Annotated in this window: 17 protein-coding genes and 2 riboswitches; of the genes, 5 read left to right on the top strand and 12 right to left on the bottom strand. The window is 66.1% G+C overall.

Translation table 11 applies throughout. The annotated features are described in order from the left end of the window. Positions 1 to 31 precede the first annotated feature (31 nt). Positions 32 to 156: riboswitch (glycine riboswitch) on the bottom strand. Then, positions 157 to 257, bottom strand: a riboswitch (glycine riboswitch). A 53-nt stretch (positions 258 to 310) separates the two neighbouring features. The 8 genes from SARO_RS09255 to SARO_RS20660 all read right to left on the bottom strand — a co-directional run bounded on the left by SARO_RS09255 (position 311) and on the right by SARO_RS20660 (position 6,436). Further along, a complete protein-coding gene (locus SARO_RS09255; RefSeq protein ID WP_011445499.1) occupies positions 311 to 1,000 on the bottom strand; it encodes an NAD(P)H-binding protein in 690 nt (229 codons plus the stop codon). After that, positions 993 to 2,162, bottom strand: a complete 1,170-nt coding sequence (locus SARO_RS09250) for a deoxyguanosinetriphosphate triphosphohydrolase (protein WP_011445498.1) — start codon at positions 2,160 to 2,162, stop codon at positions 993 to 995. The genes SARO_RS09255 and SARO_RS09250 overlap by 8 nt, the downstream gene beginning before the upstream one ends. A gap of 135 nt (positions 2,163 to 2,297) precedes the next feature. Then, positions 2,298 to 2,990: an aspartate/glutamate racemase family protein gene (locus SARO_RS09245; protein ID WP_011445497.1), complete on the bottom strand. Its 693-nt coding sequence runs from the start codon at positions 2,988 to 2,990 to the stop codon at positions 2,298 to 2,300. A gap of 151 nt (positions 2,991 to 3,141) precedes the next feature. Further along, positions 3,142 to 3,471 (bottom strand): hypothetical protein, encoded by a 330-nt coding sequence (locus SARO_RS09240; RefSeq protein ID WP_011445496.1) that lies wholly within the window; start codon positions 3,469 to 3,471, stop codon positions 3,142 to 3,144. Further along, entirely contained in the window at positions 3,471 to 4,883 is a 1,413-nt protein-coding gene (locus SARO_RS09235; protein WP_011445495.1) for an NAD(P)(+) transhydrogenase (Re/Si-specific) subunit beta, read from the bottom strand. The genes SARO_RS09240 and SARO_RS09235 overlap by 1 nt, the downstream gene beginning before the upstream one ends. After that, on the bottom strand, positions 4,883 to 5,167 hold the full coding sequence (locus SARO_RS09230; protein WP_011445494.1) for an NAD(P) transhydrogenase subunit alpha: 285 nt from the start codon (positions 5,165 to 5,167) through the stop codon (positions 4,883 to 4,885). Before SARO_RS09230 ends, SARO_RS09235 begins: the two co-directional genes overlap by 1 nt. 11 nt (positions 5,168 to 5,178) lie before the next feature. Beyond that, positions 5,179 to 6,294, bottom strand: a complete 1,116-nt coding sequence (locus SARO_RS09225; protein ID WP_041550265.1) for an NAD(P) transhydrogenase subunit alpha — start codon at positions 6,292 to 6,294, stop codon at positions 5,179 to 5,181. Positions 6,295 to 6,313: 19 nt separating this feature from the next. Then, positions 6,314 to 6,436, bottom strand: a complete 123-nt coding sequence (locus SARO_RS20660; protein WP_234007337.1) for an aa3-type cytochrome c oxidase subunit IV — start codon at positions 6,434 to 6,436, stop codon at positions 6,314 to 6,316. A gap of 167 nt (positions 6,437 to 6,603) precedes the next feature. On the opposite strand from SARO_RS20660, the gene SARO_RS09220 reads away from it, so the two are divergent. After that, positions 6,604 to 8,022 (top strand): sigma-54-dependent transcriptional regulator, encoded by a 1,419-nt coding sequence (locus SARO_RS09220; RefSeq protein ID WP_011445492.1) that lies wholly within the window; start codon positions 6,604 to 6,606, stop codon positions 8,020 to 8,022. Between the two features lie 2 nt (positions 8,023 to 8,024). Here SARO_RS09220 and folP read toward each other — a convergent pair whose 3' ends face one another. The 3 genes from folP to SARO_RS09205 form a co-directional block, all read right to left on the bottom strand. Then, entirely contained in the window at positions 8,025 to 9,131 is a 1,107-nt protein-coding gene (folP, locus tag SARO_RS09215) for a dihydropteroate synthase (RefSeq protein ID WP_011445491.1), read from the bottom strand. A 70-nt stretch (positions 9,132 to 9,201) separates the two neighbouring features. Beyond that, a complete protein-coding gene (locus SARO_RS09210; protein ID WP_011445490.1) occupies positions 9,202 to 10,344 on the bottom strand; it encodes a site-specific DNA-methyltransferase in 1,143 nt (380 codons plus the stop codon). 250 nt (positions 10,345 to 10,594) lie between these two features. Beyond that, entirely contained in the window at positions 10,595 to 11,185 is a 591-nt protein-coding gene (locus tag SARO_RS09205; RefSeq protein ID WP_011445489.1) for a ribonuclease HII, read from the bottom strand. Between the two features lie 49 nt (positions 11,186 to 11,234). Here SARO_RS09205 and SARO_RS09200 point away from each other — a divergent pair, with 49 nt between their 5' ends. Next, the gene (locus SARO_RS09200; RefSeq protein ID WP_011445488.1) at positions 11,235 to 12,368 is read left to right on the top strand and encodes a PQQ-dependent sugar dehydrogenase; all 1,134 of its coding nucleotides are present in this window, start codon (positions 11,235 to 11,237) and stop codon (positions 12,366 to 12,368) included. 46 nt (positions 12,369 to 12,414) lie between these two features. On the opposite strand, the gene SARO_RS09195 is transcribed toward SARO_RS09200, so the two are convergent. Further along, positions 12,415 to 14,727 carry a S8 family peptidase gene (locus SARO_RS09195; protein ID WP_011445487.1) on the bottom strand — a complete coding sequence of 771 codons (2,313 nt, stop codon included), beginning with the start codon at positions 14,725 to 14,727 and terminating at the stop codon, positions 12,415 to 12,417. Between the two features lie 106 nt (positions 14,728 to 14,833). Here SARO_RS09195 and SARO_RS09190 point away from each other — a divergent pair, with 106 nt between their 5' ends. From SARO_RS09190 to SARO_RS21335, 3 genes are all read left to right on the top strand, one after another. Then, a complete protein-coding gene (locus tag SARO_RS09190; RefSeq protein ID WP_011445486.1) occupies positions 14,834 to 15,523 on the top strand; it encodes a pyrimidine 5'-nucleotidase in 690 nt (229 codons plus the stop codon). A 46-nt stretch (positions 15,524 to 15,569) separates the two neighbouring features. Beyond that, complete coding sequence (dapD, locus tag SARO_RS09185; protein WP_011445485.1) at positions 15,570 to 16,409, top strand: 2,3,4,5-tetrahydropyridine-2,6-dicarboxylate N-succinyltransferase; 840 nt, start codon at positions 15,570 to 15,572, stop codon at positions 16,407 to 16,409. 101 nt (positions 16,410 to 16,510) lie between these two features. After that, the gene (locus SARO_RS21335; protein ID WP_176929335.1) at positions 16,511 to 16,669 is read left to right on the top strand and encodes a hypothetical protein; all 159 of its coding nucleotides are present in this window, start codon (positions 16,511 to 16,513) and stop codon (positions 16,667 to 16,669) included. The last annotated feature ends 65 nt before the right edge of the window (positions 16,670 to 16,734 follow it).

Raw genomic sequence — 16,734 nt, 5'->3', positions numbered from 1 at the left:
ATATCGTTCCCGTGCAGTTCAGACGCCATTCGGCGCCCCCTCTGTCACGGAAACCTGAGAGCTTTCCCCCGCCCGCCTCTCCAGACGGGTTTGGATGGGGTTACCCCTTCGGCGGCCCTTCCCTTTGTGGGAGTGGCACTTTCCAGAGCGTCGCTATCGACCAACGCGGTCCATTTGCCTGAGAGATTCCGGGGCGGTTGCTCCTTCGGCGTCTCTCGATCCTGAACGAATCGAGAGAACTCTCCCGCGCGATCAGCGACGCGCCCTCATCGCTGCGCGGCCCGGCGAAGTCAACCGGACTGCGCCACGCTTATCCCCGGCCCACGTCGCGCCCCAGAATACGGCGTAGTTCGTCATGCTCGTGGACAAAGCGGCCACGCTGCTTCGCCCCCGCCAAGGCGAGGATCGCACGAGCCACGTCGCTGTCGCGCGCCGAACGGTACTTGCGCAGCTTGCCCACCAGCAAGAGGTCGAGCAGCGGGCTCAGGATCATGCCGATCCGCTCCCCGGCGCGCGGCGGGCCCTCGCGATGGCCGCGAAGCAGGCCCGGCCGGATCATGTCGAGGCGGTCGAAATGCAGCTTGGCAAGACGGTCCTCGACCTCACCCTTGACCGAGAGGTAGAAGTTCCTGGACGAGAACCGCGCCCCGACCGAGGACACGACGATGAGCTGCCGCGCACCCGCTTCCTTCGCGGCAACGGCGGCTGCCATCACCAGATCGTGATCGACCGCGCGAAAGGCCTGCCTGTCGCCGCCCACCGCCTTGATCGTCGTGCCCAGCGCAATGACGACCGTGTGCGGGCGACCAGCGGCGATGGCATCGGGCCAGTGTTCGGGGTCGGACAGCAGCATTTCCATCCGCGCCCCCTTGGGCAGGGGCACTTCGCGGCGAGCGACGGCGACGAGATGAATGTCCGGGCGCCCTACCGCCTCCGCCATCACGGCGCGGCCGATCAGGCCGGTTGAGCCGACAAGGACGACGCGGGTCTGGTCAGACATTGCTGAGTCCCTCCGGAGCGTGGCCGAAGAGCCGGGCATAGCTGTCGATCGCATAGCGATCGGTCATGCCGGCGATGAAGTCCGCGATGTGGCGCGTCCGCGCGGGTTCCTGCGCCGGAAGGTTCGCCTGCCAGCTTGCGGGCATCTGCGAAGGATCGGCGGCGAACGCGGAAAAGAGCGCGGCGATGACTTCGCGTGCCCGGTCGGCGGTCTGGCGCTGTTCGTCGTGGAGATAGAGCCGCTGGTACATGAACTGCTTGAGCGCGCGTTCTTCCTCGCCCATCGCGGCGGAGAAGCTGGCGAGCGGACGACCGGCAGCACGCACGTCCTCGACGGTTTCCACTCCTGTCTCGGCAATCCGGGTGCGAGCTTCCCCGATCACGTCGTTGACCATGCGGCCGATCTGCCCGCGCACCAGTTCGCGCAGCATCCGGTCCTGCGGCGCACCGGGAAAGCGGCGCTCTATCCCCCGCCACTGTTCGGCCACCGAGGGGAGCTGCATCAGGTCGTCCAGGCAAAGGAAGCCTGCCCGCAGCCCGTCGTCGATGTCGTGGTTGTCGTAGGCGATATCGTCGGAGATCGCGGCGACCTGCGCTTCCAGCGAGGCGAAGGTCGCAAGGTCGAGCGGAAAGGCGGCGTCGAGTTCCTCCAGCGCCCAGGAGGGTTTCAAGATGGGGCCGTTGTGCTTCGCCAGCCCTTCCAGCGTTTCCCAGGTGAGGTTGAGGCCCTCGTGCCCGCAGTAGGGGCTTTCGAGCCGCATCAGCACGCGCAGCGTATTGGCGTTGTGATCGAACCCGCCCGAGCCAGCCATCGCTTCTTCCAGCGCATCCTCGCCCGCGTGGCCGAAAGGAGGATGGCCGATATCATGCGCAAGGCAGAGCGCCTCGGTCAGGTCCTCGTCCAGGCCGAGCGCGCGGGCGATCACGCGGCCGATCTGGGCAACCTCGAGGCTATGGGTGAGGCGGACGCGGTAGTGGTCGCCATCGGGAGCGATGAACACCTGCGTTTTGTGGCGCAGGCGGCGGAAGGCGATGGAATGGATGATCCGGTCGCGGTCGCGCTGGAACGCGCTGCGCGGGCCTCGCGAGGCCTTGTCATCCACACCGAACTCCCGCCCCCGGGTGCGCGCCGGGTCACTGGCGTAAGGCGCGCAAGCAATCATGCACCGCCTCCGGGCATTCCGTCATGCTGAACGTGTTTCAGCATCCATTTGCGGTCCAACGCGGTCCACTCGTGCCGAGCGATGGACCCTGAAACACGTTCAGGGTGACGATGAGACGATGCCAATGTTCCGCTCTCAGCCCCCAAGGATCCAGTCGACCGCCGCCTCGGCGTGGATGCGCGTACCGTCATAGATCGGCAGGACGTTGGCGTCGACGTCGATCACCATGTCGAGTTCGGTGCACCCCAGGACCGCAGCCTGCGCGCCGCGCTGGCCCATGTTGGTCAGCATGGTCTTGAACGTGCGTTCGGCCGAGCGGGTGGCGCGGCCCTGCATCAGTTCCTCGTAGATGATGCGGTCCATCTCGTCGACTTCGCCAAGGACCGGCGGCAGAAGGTTGATGCCGTGGCTGACAAGGCGCTTGCGGTAGAAGCTCTCCATCACGACGTTGTGCGTGCCAAGGATCGTCGCATTGGTCACGCCGTCGGCCTTCATCCGAACGCCCACCGCGTCCGCGATGTGGATTACCGGGATCGAAACCGCGCCCGCGACCTGATCATAGACCTTGTGCATCGAGTTGGCCCCGATCAGCAGCGCCGTCGCTCCGGCCTGTTCGAGACGGCGCGCGCTGTCCGTCAGCACGCCTGCGGCGTGGGCCCATTGCTCGGGCGTGGACAGGCGGATGAGGTTGGTGAAGTCCAGGCTCTCGATCAGCATGGGCGCACTGGCGATCTTGCTGGTGCGCGCCTGGACGAGCTGGTTGATGTCTTCGTAATATGTGCGGGTCGAGACCCAGCTCATTCCGCCGATAAGGCCGATCTTTCGCAACGCTTGAACTCCCCGCGGGATAACGGTCCCCTGTACTGTGGGGCATTACGCAAGGCCGGGGCGAGCGTCTACCGCCCGCGCGGCTCCTTTCACCGCTTCGCGGGCGCTTTCCACCGGTTCACGTCATCCATTACGGAGGTATCGGCGCGGATCAGCCGCCCGACTTCTCTGGCGCGAGGCCCGTGGCGCAGAGCGCGGCGGAGCTCGAAGTGACGCCGAGCAGTTCGGCATCGCCAAGCCGCCGGACGGCCGCGACATAGTCGGCAAGCCCGCGCTTGGCCCCTTGCAGCGCCTGCAGTCGCTTCAGCTGTCCCAGGGACAGCCGGTCGGTCATCCGTTCGGCCATGCAGACGGCATCGGAATCGGAAAGGCCCGCATCGACCAGCGCCGAGCGGACCTTTCCATAAGCCAGTTTCGAAGGCGAGCATGCTCCCGCCGCCAGCGCCAGGGCCAAAGCGGCGGGAGCGATGCGCGCTTTCATCAGTGCTGGAGCGCCTTGACGATGTCCTCGACCATCTTCTTGGCGTCGGCCAGGAGCATCATCGTCTGGTCCATGTAGAACACGTCGTTGTCAACGCCAGCATAGCCCACGCCGCCCATCGAGCGCTTGACGAAGAAGATCGTCTTGGCCTTGTCGACGTCGAACACCGGCATGCCGTAGATCGGCGAGGACTTGTCGGTCTTCGCGGCCGGATTGACCACGTCGTTGGCGCCGATGATGAAGGCCACGTCGGCCTGCGCGAACTCGCTGTTGATGTCCTCCAGCTCGAACACTTCATCGTAGGGCACGTTGGCTTCGGCCAGCAGCACGTTCATGTGGCCGGGCATGCGGCCCGCGACCGGGTGGATGGCGTATTTGACGTTGACGCCTTCCTTCTTGAGCACGTCGCCCATCTCGCGCAGCGCGTGCTGCGCCTGGGACACGGCCATGCCGTAGCCCGGGATGATGATGACGTTCTCGGCTTCCTTCATCATGTAGGCCGCGTCTTCGGCGGACCCGCGCTTCCACGGGCGCTGTTCCTTCGCGGCGCCGCCACCGGCAGCAGCTTCGGCACCGAAGCCGCCCGCGATAACGGCGAGGAACCCGCGATTCATCGCCTTGCACATGATGTACGAGAGGATCGCACCCGACGAGCCGACCAGAGCGCCGGTCACGATCATCGCGGTGTTGTGCAGCGTGAAGCCCATCGCCGCCGCTGCCCAGCCCGAGTACGAGTTGAGCATCGAGACGACCACCGGCATGTCCGCGCCGCCGATCGGGATGATCAGCAGGAAGCCGATGATGAACGAGAGCACCGTGATCGTCGCGATCACCCAGGCCGACTGGTCCTGCGTGAAGTATGCCACCAGCCCGACGATCGCGATCAGCGTGCCGAGGTTCAGCACATGGCGTCCCGGCAGCAGGATCGGCGATCCGCTCATCTTGCCGGCAAGCTTGAGGAACGCGATGACCGAGCCCGAGAACGTGATCGCACCGATGGCGATGCCGAGGCCCAGCTCGATGCGGCTGACCGGGTTGATCTGACCGTCCGGCAGCATGATCCCGAAGGCGCCGGGGTTCAGGTAGGCCGCAAGGCCCACCAGCACCGCAGCCAGACCGACCAGCGAGTGAAACGCGGCAACCAGCTGCGGCATGTCGGTCATCGCGATCTTGCGCGCAATGACGAAGCCAATGCCACCACCGATAGCCAGCGCCACGAGGATTTCCGGCAGACTGGCGATCTCGTGCGTGAGCAGCGTCGTGGCGACCGCGATGGTCATGCCGATCATGCCATAGCGGTTGCCCGCGCGGCTCGTCGCGGGGCTGGAAAGCCCGCGCAGCGCGAGGATGAACAGGACGCCCGAGACGAGATAGGCCAGTGCGACCCAGGGAGAGACAGCGACGTGTTCCATCACTTCTTCTCCTTCTTCTTGTACATCGCCAGCATGCGCGCGGTCACGGCGAACCCGCCGAAGATGTTGACGCTTGCCAGAACGACCGCACCCAGCCCAAGCCACTTGGCCGAAGGGCTACCGGCCGCTGCCGAAGCGACAAGCGCGCCGACCACGATGACAGAAGAAATGGCGTTCGTTACCGCCATCAGCGGCGTGTGAAGGGCCGGCGTGACCGACCAGACGACGTAGTACCCGACAAAGCAGGCGAGCACGAAAATGCTCAGGATCGATATGAAGTCCATGTCAGGCCCCCTCAGCCGAGCAGACGTTCGTTGACCACCTTGCCGCCCTGCGTCAGGCGGATGGCGTTGCCGATTTCCTCGTCCAGAACGGGCTTGCCCTGTTCCTTGTCCCAGAAGGCCGAGAGGAAGTTGTAGAGGTTGCGGCTGAACAGCGCCGAAGCGTCGGCCGGCAGGTGCGCGGGCGTGTTCGAGTAGCCGACGATCTTCACGCCGTGCTTCTCGACAACCTGGTCGGGCACCGAACCCTCGACGTTGCCGCCCTGGGCCACGGCAAGGTCGAAGATGACCGAACCGGGCTTCATCGTGGCAATCTGCGCATCGGAAATCAGGCGCGGCGCGGCGCGGCCCGGGATCAGCGCCGTGGTGATGACGATGTCCTGCTTGGCGATATGCGCGCTCACCAGCTCGGCCTGGGCCTTCTGGTATTCCTCGGACATTTCCGTGGCATAGCCGCCGGCGCCCTCGCCTTCGATGCCCGCAACGCTTTCCACGAAGATCGGCTTGGCACCGAGCGACTGGATCTGCTCCTTCGTTGCCGAACGGACGTCGGTCGCCGAAACCTGCGCGCCGAGACGGCGAGCGGTGGCGATGGCCTGGAGGCCGGCAACGCCGACGCCCATGACAAAAGCCTTGGCGGCAGAGACGGTGCCCGCCGCCGTCATCATCATCGGGAACGCGCGACCATAAAGGTTGGCGGCCACCAGCACGGCCTTGTAGCCGGCAAGGTTCGACTGCGACGACAGGATGTCCATCGACTGTGCACGTGTAATGCGCGGCATGAACTCCATCGCCAGCGCTTCAAGGCCGGCGGCCGCATAAGCGTCCACGCGGGCGCGCTTCACGAATGGATCAAGCCCGGCCACGATCCAGGCACCGGGCTTCACGCCCGCCAGCAGTTCGGGCTCGGGGCCCTGGACGCCAAGCACGATGTCCGCCCCGTTTGCCGGACTGGACACGACTTCGGCGCCCACCGCGCGATAATCCTCGTCGGAAATCGAGGCGGTAATGCCTGCACCTTCTTCAATTGCAACTGTTGCCCCAAGGGCAATGAACTTCTTCACGGTTTCCGGCGTTGCCGAAACCCTGGTCTCCCCCGTCGCGCGTTCCCTGAGGACGGCGATCTTCATTGCCCCCGCCATGCGTGGCTTACTGGATCGCCAGGATGATCAGGAAGACGATGAGGCAGATTGCCGGCGTCGACCACTTCAACATATTGACGAAACCGGAATAGGTGGCCTGAGCGGCCTTCATGTCGTTAGCAGAAGCCATTTTCATCCCCAACATTAAGCGCCAGGTCGGCGCGGCGGCATTGCTCTAGCGACCCGTTCCCCACCGATCAACGCCGGAACGGTCGGATCGCGCTTAATCGCCTCTTTACCCAATCTGGCTATTGGTTTGCTCCTGACGCAAATGCGGGGGAGTCAAAAGACTAGGTCATGCAGGAGTCCGAACAGCGCCTTCTCATGCTGATCGACGATGAACCCGCGCAGTGCCGCCTGATTTCGGCGCTGGCATCGCGGGAGGGGTGGCGCACGATCATCGCGCGCGATTCCGAAAGCGCGATCGCCACGCTCGGCACCCGCCAGGGCATGCAGCTCGGCGCGATCATCCTCGACCAGTGGGTGCCAGGCGACGATGCCTGCACCCTTATCGCCGAACTCAAGGCGCGGCGCCCCGCCCTGCCGATCCTGATGCTGACGACAAGCAGTTCGCCGCTTCTCGCGGTCGAAGCGATGCGCGCCGGGGCCACCGACTATCTCATCAAGCCGGTCGCACCCGAGCGCCTGCTCCAGGCGTTGCGCAGCGCCACCTCGCGCGAGACCAGCGCGAGCGAGTTGCAACCGCTGACCGAGAAGATCGGCGCGACGCTCGACTTCGATTCGATGATCGGCGCCTCGCCCGCGTTCCGGGCCGCGCTGGCTGTCGCGGCAAAGGCCGCTCGCACGCACGGCACCGTCCTGATCGAAGGCGAAAGCGGCACCGGCAAGGAAATGCTCGTCCGCGCCATGCACGCCGCTAGCCCACGCGCCAAGGCGCCCTTGCGCATCGTCAATGCCGGCGGCACTTCGGCCAGCCAACTCGAATCCGCCCTGTTCGGGCATGAAAAAGGCGCCTTCCCCGGCGCATTCGAACGCAACATCGGCATGTTCCAGCATGCAGACGGCGGCACGCTGGTGATCGACGAGGTCGACCGACTTCCAGCGTCCGTCCAGGAACGGCTCGTGCGTTTCCTCACGCGGGGGGACATCCAGCCCGTGGGCGCGCGCCACTCGTTCCGGGTCGATGTACGCCTCATCGTCTGCGCCAACGCGGGCTTGCGCGACCTCGTCCATATCGGCGATTTCGACGCTGACCTTCATGCCCTGCTGACGCAGACGCAGGTCCAGCTTCCGTCCTTGCGCGAACGGCCCGCCGACATCCCGGCTCTTGCCCGCCATTTCCTGGCGCGCATCGGCGAGCAGCCGGGGCTCAGGCCGCTCGGCATCACCGACGGCGCCCTCGCCCTGCTTGCCGCCTACGACTGGCCAGGCAATGTTCGGCAATTGCAGGCCACACTGTTCCGCGCCGCCGTGTTCTGCGACGGCGAGGCGCTGACCGCGCAGGATTTCCCGAGCCTTTCGAACATGATCGGCGAAGGAAGCCGCCGCGCGCCCAGCGTTACGGACGGAGCCGGCATCACTCTGTTCGCGGCCGACGGAAACCTGCGCCCGCTGGAAGACATCGAAGCGGACGTCATCCGCCTGGCCATCGGCCACTATCGCGGCCGCATGACCGAGGTCGCCAGAAGGCTCGGCATCGGGCGCTCGACGCTCTACCGCAAGCTGTCCGAGCTCGGGATCGACAACGCGGCCTGACGTCAGGCCAGTTGGCTGAAATCCGTCAACGCCGCGTCGCGCAGCCCGCGCCAGACATGCAGGGCCTGAACCGTCTCGGCCACATCGTGAACGCGGACCATCTGGCATCCGGCGTCCATCGCCTTCAGCGCCAGCATAACCGAACCAGCCATGCGCTGGTGCGCCGGCGCCTCGTTGGATAGCGCGCCGATCATGCGCTTGCGGCTCGCCCCGAAAAGGATCGGGTGGCCCAGCGCGTGGAACATCGGCAGGGCGTTCACCAGCGCCAGATTCTCCGCGAGCGACTTGCCGAAGCCGATGCCCGGATCGAGAAGGATCTTCTCGGGAGCGATCCCGCCGGCTAGCGCCGCGTCGCGCCGTTCGCGCAAGGCATCGAAGACGTCGAGCACCACATCCGCATATTCGCCATCGGCATGGAGGTCGCCGTCGCTTCCTGGCGCATGCATCAGCACGACCGGCGCACCGCTGGCGGCCACGATTTCCGCCGTGCGCGGATCGTGGCGCATTGCCGAAACGTCGTTGACGATGTGTGCGCCTGCGGCAAGCGCCGCCTCGATCACCGTAGATCGGCGACTGTCTATCGAGATCGCGGCGCCGGAAGCGGCCAGGGCCTCGATGACCGGGACCACGCGCTTCGCCTCGTCGCCTTCCCAGACGGCGGCGGCGCCGGGGCGGGTCGATTCCCCGCCGACGTCGATCAGCGCCGCGCCCGCCGCAAGCATCGCGTGAGCGTGTTCGAGCGCAGTCTCGGGCCTGTCGAGGAACTTGCCCCCGTCGGAGAAGCTGTCGGGCGTTACGTTGAGAATGCCCATGACCTGCGGCTGGTCGAGCCGCAGCATGCGCTGGCCACAGCCAATCGGCTGATGGACGCGGCGCAGGTTGTCCCACTGGGCCGCAGCTTCTGCGGCAAGGCCATCCGGCAGGGCGCCAAAAGCTCTCGAAACTTCGGGCACCGAAAATCGGCGGCGCGACACGACCCGCGCGCCGTCGCGGACGATCAGCGCGAAGCGGCTTGCATAGACCAGCCCGCCCCCTAGACGGATGGCCTCGCCTTCCTCCGACTGGGGGCTGTCGGCCAGCGCGATCGGACGAATGTAGACTTTCAGCATTTCCAGTCCCCGCCAGGGCCCTTTGCCCCTGCCCCCGCCTAGGCGGGGGCGCAGTACGCTGGCAAGAGGATCAATCTTCCACGGCGAGCAGGTAGAGCTGGCGCAGAGCGTCGATCGGCTTCACCTCGCCTTCGTGCTCGACATGCCAGAACGTCCAGCCATTGCACGAAGGCGCACCCTGGAGCTTTGCCCCGAGCCCGTGGATCGAACCGATCTCGGCTTCGGACTGAAGCGACCCGTCGGCGCGAACGACCGCATTGAACCGCCCCTTCTTGGCCGTGAGCCGCGTGCCGGGAGCCAGATAACCGCTTTCGACCAGTGCGCCGAACGCCACCTTGGGCGCGCTACGCTTCGACTGCATCGTCGTCAGCGCGCTTTCGTCAAGCGGCAGCGCCAGTTCGATGCGCTCGTTGGCGACCTCGATGTAGTCATCCTCGCGTTCGCAGCCGATCCAGTTGCGGCCAAGCCGCTTGGCCACCGCGCCGGTGGTGCCAGTGCCGAAAAACGGGTCCAGCACGACGTCGCCCTTGTTGGTCGTCGCAAGCATCACGCGATAGAGCAGCGCCTCTGGCTTCTGCGTCGGGTGCGCCTTGGTGCCGTTGCGGCGCAGGCGCTCCGGCCCCGAACAGATCGGCAGAACCCAGTCGGAGCGCATCTGCAATTCGTCGTTCAGGGTCTTCATCGCGCGATAGTTGAAGGTGTACTTCGACTTCTCGCTCTTCGACGCCCAGATCAGCGTTTCGTGCGCGTTGGTGAAGCGGGTGCCCTTGAAATTGGGCATCGGGTTGGCCTTGCGCCAGATGATGTCGTTGAGAATCCAGAACCCCAGATCCTGCAGCAGCGCACCCACGCGGAAGATGTTGTGGTAGCTGCCGATCACCCAGATCGAACCATCCGGCTTCAGCAGGCGGCGCGCCTCGACCAGCCATTCGCGCGTGAACTTGTCGTAGGCGGCAAAGCTCGAGAACTTGTCCCAATCGTTGGTGACGGCGTCCACATGGCTGCCATCGGGACGAGCCAGATCGCCGCCAAGCTGGAGGTTGTAGGGCGGATCGGCGAAGATCATGTCGATGGAGGCGTCGGGCAGCTTGCGCATCTCGGCAATGCAATCGCCGCGCAGGATCTGGTTCACGGGCAGCGCGATGTCTGCCTTCAGCACCTTTGCCGGTGCCGCGCGAAGAGCCTTAGCGCGTTCCTTGGTTGCAACTGCCATATCTAGTCCCTGACCCCTTGTGGATAAGCCCACCGTTTGAGTCATCGCGGACTCGCCGTCAAGCTGCGACTCGCCAGATTTCGGCGAGTCGCAGCCAGCGGGAGATGAGAACGAAAAGAGTCTATTTCGACATGTTGAGTCTGGCAGGACTGCACGGACTCAACATCTAGTGGTGTGCCCCCGCGGACTCACCCGCAAAAAATTTCCCGCCCCCTCGGCATTGCGTGCAGAGCGAAGCAAGGGCGAACGATCAGAGAAGCTGCAACTGCGCGACCGGCGCGAAGCTGCGGCGGTGGAGCGGCGTTGGGCCATGTTCGCGCAGGGCCGCCAGATGCTCGGGCGTTCCATACCCTGCATTGCGCTCCCACCCGTAGTGCGGGTGTGCCAGAGCGGCCTCGCGCATCAGGCGGTCGCGATGTTCCTTTGCGATGATCGAGGCGGCCGAAATGCAGGGTTCGAGGGCATCCCCGCCCACGATGGGCCGCGCTGGCCAGCACCACTCGGGCCGCCGGCCATGCGGGGTCAGGTTTCCGTCGACCAGCACTTCGCCCACGTCCTCGTCATGGGCAAGCTGTTCGCACAGCGCGCCGACGGCCAGCGTCATCGCCAGCATCGTCGCGCCGAAGATGTTGAGCCGGTCGATCTCATCCGGTTCCACGACGCCCACGGCCCACCGGCAGCGCCGCTTGATCTTCTCTTCAAGCTCCGCCCGTCGCGCAGCGCTGAGCTTCTTGGAATCGTCGAGCCCTGATGGGCGCGGCTTGCACAGCACCACCGCCGCAGCAACTACCGGCCCCGCCAAGGGCCCACGACCAGCCTCGTCCACGCCGATGGTGACCATGGACGAAAAGGAAGTGGCACAAGTGGCATTCGGGAGCATTGTGAGAGCCATGACGAATCCGATCCTGCGCTCGCTATCGCCTCTCGCTCTTCTCCTCGCAAGTTGCGGCGCTCCGATTTCGGCCCAAGGATCGGACGAGGCGGCACAAGGCATGTCGATCACCGACGTCGCGACCTTCGACGAGCCGTGGGCAATGACCTTCCTGCCCGGAACCGACCTCGCTCTGATCACCGAACGCAAGGGCAAGCTCAAGGTCTGGCGCGAGGGTGAAAGCCGGACGGTGGAGGTCGCGGGCGCCCCCGTCGTGGACTACGGCGGCCAGGGCGGGCTCGGCGACATCGTCGCGGCGCCCGACTATGCAACCAGCGGTAAGGTCTATCTAAGCTGGGCCGAGGCGGGTTCGGGCGACGCCCGCGGCGCGGTCGTCGCGGTGGCAAGGCTTGTGCTGGGCGGCACGCCTCGTCTCGAAGGGCTGGAGGTGATCTGGCGACAGTTCCCGAAAGTCACCGGGCGCGGGCACTACTCTCACCGCATCGCATTCTCACCGGACGGCAAGTACCTTTTCGTTTCCTCGGGCGAGCGACAGAAGTTCACCCCCGCGCAAGACCTGACCGGCAACCTCGGCAAGGTCGTCCGCCTCCTGCCCGACGGGACGCCCGCGCCGGGCAATCCGTTTGCGGACAAGGGCGGAGTTTCGGCGCAGATCTGGTCCTACGGCCACCGCAACCTGCTCGGCCTCGTCTTCTCGCCCGACGGCCGCCTGTGGGATCTCGAGCATGGACCGGCGGGCGGGGACGAGATCAATCTGGTCGAGCCGGGGAAGAACTACGGCTGGCCCCTGGTGTCGGACGGCGATCACTACGACGGCAAGCCGATCCCGCGCCACAAGACCCGACCCGACCTCGCCGCCCCGGCGATAAGCTGGAACCCGGTGATCGCGCCGGGGGACATGATCTTCTACACTGGCAAGGCATTCCCGCAGTGGCAGGGGCAGGCCCTGATCGCGGGGCTCGGCTCGGGGGGCATCGTGCGCGTCGCTATCGAGGGCGACAAGGCCCGCGAAGTGGAGCGCATCGACCTCGGCAACCGCATCCGCGAGATAGAGCAGGCACCCGACGGATCGCTCTACGTGTTGGAAGACGGCGAAGGCGCGCGGCTTCGCCACCTGTCCCCAAAGAGCTAGGCCGTTCTGCCTCAAACCTCGATGGCGCCCTCCATGAGTTTACGACCTAGAACCCCGCCGTCCAGCGCACCGCCCCGCCGGCATCGTCGGGCGCGGCGGCGAAGTGCCCCGGATCGCGCCGCCAGAACAGGCTGGCGGAAAAGGCGCCGTCCCACAGCCGCGCCGACCACGCCACTTCCGCGTCAAGCTCGCGCCCCTTTGGCGCAAGGGATAAAGGGACGCGGCCAAAACGGGCAGTCTGCGTCGCATAGTCCCAAGCGACCGGAAGGTTCAGCGCCAACCCGCCGCTTTCCACCCGCAACGGCTGCGACAGGCGCAGGCCAAGGCGGTCGCCCTCGATCAGGGCGCCATCGCGCGCAACGTCGAACGCCCACGACGACGACACCAGCCTCGACCCGCCGGGCGCCACAGAGGTTCCCGCGACCCGGGTGAAGCCCAGGCTGCCCGTTGCGCCCACGTGCCATCCGCGCATCGGCCGCCAGGTAACGCCGGGCTCGATCGTGCCGGTCGTGGCACCGCCGCCGCCCAGCGCATCGGCGAAGCGTGCGCCCAGCACGGTACGCTCCTCGCGCATGAGGCCCAGGCCAAGCCGCCAGTCGAGGGCATCGCCCCCGTGGCCATCCAACGCCACGCCAAGGCGCGCCAGCCTGTCCTCGCGACGGTCGCGCAATGCTTCGGGCCGCCAGACAAGGCTGCGACCGCCGCTGACGGTGACGCCCATGCCGCCGAACCTCTGCCGTGCCGCGAAGCCAAGCTCGGGACGCTCGAACATGCCATTGGCCGTACCGGCGACGAGGAACTGCGCCTCGCGCCGTTTCTGCAAACGTGCCGCCAGCGCATCGGAGGATGTGTTCCATCCGAGCGCGAGTTCGCGCGCGTTCCCGATCCGCGTCACCAGCGTCGATGCCAGCACGCGAGCCTGCTCCCGCTCGCCCGGCGCAAGGCGCAACGGCACGGCCCCGAACCGCCGGTCCACGGAGAAGGCGAGCGACACGTCGCCGGCCTCGAACCCGGTTGGCCGCGCCCCGGCCCGCAGCGCCTCCAGCAAGGGCTGACGCGCCTGACCGAAACGGAGCCCCCGTCCGAGATCGAGAGCATAGGCCCTGCCGTAGCCGTCGAGCATGACCGTGCCGAGCGAGGCCCCCGAAACCGCATCGCCCATCGCGCCCGAAGTCGTGCCCGCAACGCTGTCGAGCGAGACGGCGACGCTGGTTCCGGCGAGGCCAGTGCTACCCTGCGGCGAAAAGGCTCGCGCGATATCGAGAATGCCGCGCCCGTAGATAGGGTCGGTGCCGATTGCCCCGCCCTCGCGCGCCGTACTCAGCAGGAGGCTGACGATTTGCGCGCCCGTGAGGTTCGGGAACGCCTGGGCGAGAAGAGCGACCGCGCCCGAGACCTGGGGCGCGGCGAAGCTTGTTCCATTCACGGCCGTGCGGAAACCGTCGACCACGCGGATCTGGCTGCCTTCGTACACGCAGCAGATCGTCTCGCCTTGGGCCATGAGGAACGAGGATGCCGACGAGCCTGCACGGTTGCTGAAGTCCGAGACCAGCCCGGCGGAGCTGACCGATCCGACGATGATCACGTTGCCACCGCCTGCCTGGAGCAGCGACACCGCGAAGGGGTCGGGGTTGTTCGGGTCAATGGCCGGATCGGTGCTCTGCCCGTCGTTGCCGGCTGATACCACCACGATCAGCCCGGCGGACGTGGCGCGGGCGACGGCGGCGCGCAGGTTTGTATCCGCCGCTTCGCCACCAAGCGAGAGATTGACCACCCGGGCGCCCGCTCCAACCGCTGCGTCGATTCCTTCGGCGATGTTCGTGTCGGAGAATGTGCACCCATCCGCACTTGCGCAGGTTCCGGGTGTATCCGCGCGCAGCATCTGTACTGTGGCGCCCCAGGCGATGCCCATCACTCCGTAATCGTTGCGCGCTGCCGCCGCGACGAGCGCGACCTGCGTTCCGTGATCGTCCCCGGTGTTCCTTACGCCGCGCGATCCGGCGACGTCCGCCGATGCTGACGAGATCCGGCCCGCGAACTCGCTGTTGGCGGTATCGATCCCGCTGTCCACGATGGCAATCGTCGTCCCCGCGCCGGATGCCCCCGCTTCCCACGCGGTAATCGCGCCGTGGAACACGGGGCCGTCCGAATTGCGATATTCGGCGGTATTGTAGGAAACCGGCGTAGGCGTGGGCGTGGGCGTGGGCGTCGGCGTTGGCGTGGGGGCCGGCGATGGGGTCGGGCTGGGCGTCGGCGTCGGCGTCGGCGTGCTCGCTACTCCGCCGCCTCCACCGCAGCCTGTCAGGGCCAAGGCCAGAACCAAAAGGGCCGATTGCCCCGCGAACTTCCACGCAATCATCGCGATTCCCTGTCGAAAGCCACCGCACCGTGGCCATCACCGTCTCTTGCTGATAACCCCCAAACGGTAAATGCCGAATGACACAGCTTTAGCAGGACCGCCTGAAATGCCTTTCGACCCTTCGCGCGTTGACTGCTGGATCTTCGATCTCGACAACACGCTCTATCCTCCGTCCACGCGCCTGTTCGACCAGATCGACCAGCGCATGGGGCTGTTCATCCAGGAACTTCTCTGCTGCGACGAGATGGAAGCCCGCCGCGTGCAGAAGCTCTACTTCCATGATCATGGCACCACGCTTTCAGGGCTGATGCACTACCACGCCACGGACCCGTACGAGTTCCTTGGCTTCGTCCACGAGATCGACATGAGCCCGCTGGCCGCTGCTCCGCGCCTTGCAGATCGGCTGGCCGCCCTTCCCGGCCGTAAGATCCTCTTCACCAACGGCGACGATGCCTATGCCGCCAGGGTGCTGGCAGCACTCGATCTTTCGGACAGCTTCGAAGCCATGTGGGACATCCACGCGATGGCCTACAAACCCAAGCCCGAACCTTCAGCCTACATCGGCATGATCGAGGCCCTGGGCATCACTCCGGAAACCTCGGTCTTCGTCGAGGACATGGCCCGCAACCTCGCCCCGGCCAAGGCGCTCGGAATGCAGACCGTCTGGCTCGACCTCGCCACCGACTGGGGCGATCGCGCCAAGGACGATGCCGCGATCGACGTAGTCACCGACGACATCGTCGCCTGGCTCGATCATACGATTGCGGCGCTTGCCGATATGCCCCCGCTGGGCTAGGCGGCGCGCAATTTTGTTCCAGACCGATCCCCAAGGGAGAAACGCCATGACCGCCGCCTCGCTCGAAGCCGCAATCGAAGCCGCTTGGGAAGACCGTGCCAACGTCACCCCGGCCAGCGATGCCGTTCGCGAAGTGGTCGAGGCCGCGCTCGAGCTGCTCGACAGCGGCAAGGCTCGCGTCGCCGAGAAGATAGACGGCCAGTGGCAGGTCAACCAGTGGCTGAAGAAGGCCGTGCTCCTCTCGTTCCGCCTCAACGACAATGCCGTGATCGATCATGGCGCGGGCGGCGCGCCTGCATTCGACAAGGTTCCGTCCAAGTTCTCCGGCTGGGGCGAGAACCGCTTCCGCGAGGCCGGCTTCCGCGTCGTTCCCGGCGCTGTCGCGCGCAAGGGCGCGCACATCGGCAAGGGCGTGGTCCTGATGCCCAGCTTCGTGAACATCGGCGCTTTCGTCGACGAGGGCACGATGGTCGACACCTGGGCGACCGTCGGCTCCTGCGCGCAGATCGGCAAGAACGTCCACATCTCGGGCGGTGCAGGCATCGGCGGCGTCCTTGAACCGCTCCAGGCCGGCCCCGTCATCATCGAGGACGGCGCGTTCATCGGCGCGCGTTCGGAAGTGGCCGAAGGCGTGATCGTGGGCGAAGGCGCCGTGCTGTCGATGGGCGTCTATCTCGGCGCTTCGACCAAGATCGTCGACCGCCAGACCGGCGAAGTCCACATCGGCCGCGTTCCGCCCTACGCTGTCGTCGTTCCCGGCGCGATGCCCGGCAAGCCCCTGCCCGACGGCACGCCCGGCCCCTCGCTCTACTGCGCCGTGATCGTCAAGACGGTCGATGCCCAGACCCGCAGCAAGACCGGAATCAACGAACTCCTGCGCGATTGACGGCCAGCCCGGGCACTGCCCATCCGGGCAGTCTCCGGAACATGGCGCTTCCCCATGCGTAGATCCGGCAAGCACCGGACTATTTCCGAAGGAGAAGCGCCATGGAACGTCACGGCGAAGAAACGCACATCACGACGAACGAAGCGCGAGGGGGCGATACCTACAATATCGTCCGTTGGGTGCTGGCAATCGGCCTGTTCCTCGCGATCGGCGCATTGACCATCATCTGGGTGACCGGCGCCCTTGTCACGCCGCGTTAAGTCACCCTCCGCTTGAAAGGGCGGGGAACGGATTGCCTGCTCCCCGCCCCATCACCCCCCGGATC

Origin of the sequence: Novosphingobium aromaticivorans DSM 12444 (assembly GCF_000013325.1) — a bacterium.
In the GTDB taxonomy this organism is placed as follows: Bacteria; Pseudomonadota; Alphaproteobacteria; order Sphingomonadales; family Sphingomonadaceae; genus Novosphingobium; species Novosphingobium aromaticivorans.
The sequence above is the reverse complement of the archived record's forward strand: the minus strand, read 5'-3'. Positions and strand labels throughout refer to the sequence as shown.

Excerpts from the sequence above, each read along its gene's own strand:
- SARO_RS09190 (WP_011445486.1), top strand. The coding sequence starts at position 14,834 with ATGCCTTTCGACCCTTCGCGCGTTGACTGCTGGATCTTCGATCTCGAC.
- SARO_RS09250 (WP_011445498.1), bottom strand. The coding sequence starts at position 2,162 with ATGATTGCTTGCGCGCCTTACGCCAGTGACCCGGCGCGCACCCGGGGG.
- SARO_RS09195 (WP_011445487.1), bottom strand. The coding sequence starts at position 14,727 with ATGATTGCGTGGAAGTTCGCGGGGCAATCGGCCCTTTTGGTTCTGGCC.
- SARO_RS09220 (WP_011445492.1), top strand. The coding sequence starts at position 6,604 with ATGCAGGAGTCCGAACAGCGCCTTCTCATGCTGATCGACGATGAACCC.
- SARO_RS09210 (WP_011445490.1), bottom strand. The coding sequence starts at position 10,344 with ATGGCAGTTGCAACCAAGGAACGCGCTAAGGCTCTTCGCGCGGCACCG.
- SARO_RS09235 (WP_011445495.1), bottom strand. The coding sequence starts at position 4,883 with ATGGAACACGTCGCTGTCTCTCCCTGGGTCGCACTGGCCTATCTCGTC.
- SARO_RS09200 (WP_011445488.1), top strand. The coding sequence starts at position 11,235 with ATGACGAATCCGATCCTGCGCTCGCTATCGCCTCTCGCTCTTCTCCTC.
- SARO_RS21335 (WP_176929335.1), top strand. The coding sequence starts at position 16,511 with ATGGAACGTCACGGCGAAGAAACGCACATCACGACGAACGAAGCGCGA.
- dapD (WP_011445485.1), top strand. The coding sequence starts at position 15,570 with ATGACCGCCGCCTCGCTCGAAGCCGCAATCGAAGCCGCTTGGGAAGAC.
- SARO_RS09230 (WP_011445494.1), bottom strand. The coding sequence starts at position 5,167 with ATGGACTTCATATCGATCCTGAGCATTTTCGTGCTCGCCTGCTTTGTC.
- SARO_RS20660 (WP_234007337.1), bottom strand. The coding sequence starts at position 6,436 with ATGGCTTCTGCTAACGACATGAAGGCCGCTCAGGCCACCTATTCCGGT.
- SARO_RS09255 (WP_011445499.1), bottom strand. The coding sequence starts at position 1,000 with ATGTCTGACCAGACCCGCGTCGTCCTTGTCGGCTCAACCGGCCTGATC.
- SARO_RS09205 (WP_011445489.1), bottom strand. The coding sequence starts at position 11,185 with ATGGTCACCATCGGCGTGGACGAGGCTGGTCGTGGGCCCTTGGCGGGG.
- folP (WP_011445491.1), bottom strand. The coding sequence starts at position 9,131 with ATGCTGAAAGTCTACATTCGTCCGATCGCGCTGGCCGACAGCCCCCAG.
- SARO_RS09240 (WP_011445496.1), bottom strand. The coding sequence starts at position 3,471 with ATGAAAGCGCGCATCGCTCCCGCCGCTTTGGCCCTGGCGCTGGCGGCG.
- SARO_RS09225 (WP_041550265.1), bottom strand. The coding sequence starts at position 6,294 with ATGAAGATCGCCGTCCTCAGGGAACGCGCGACGGGGGAGACCAGGGTT.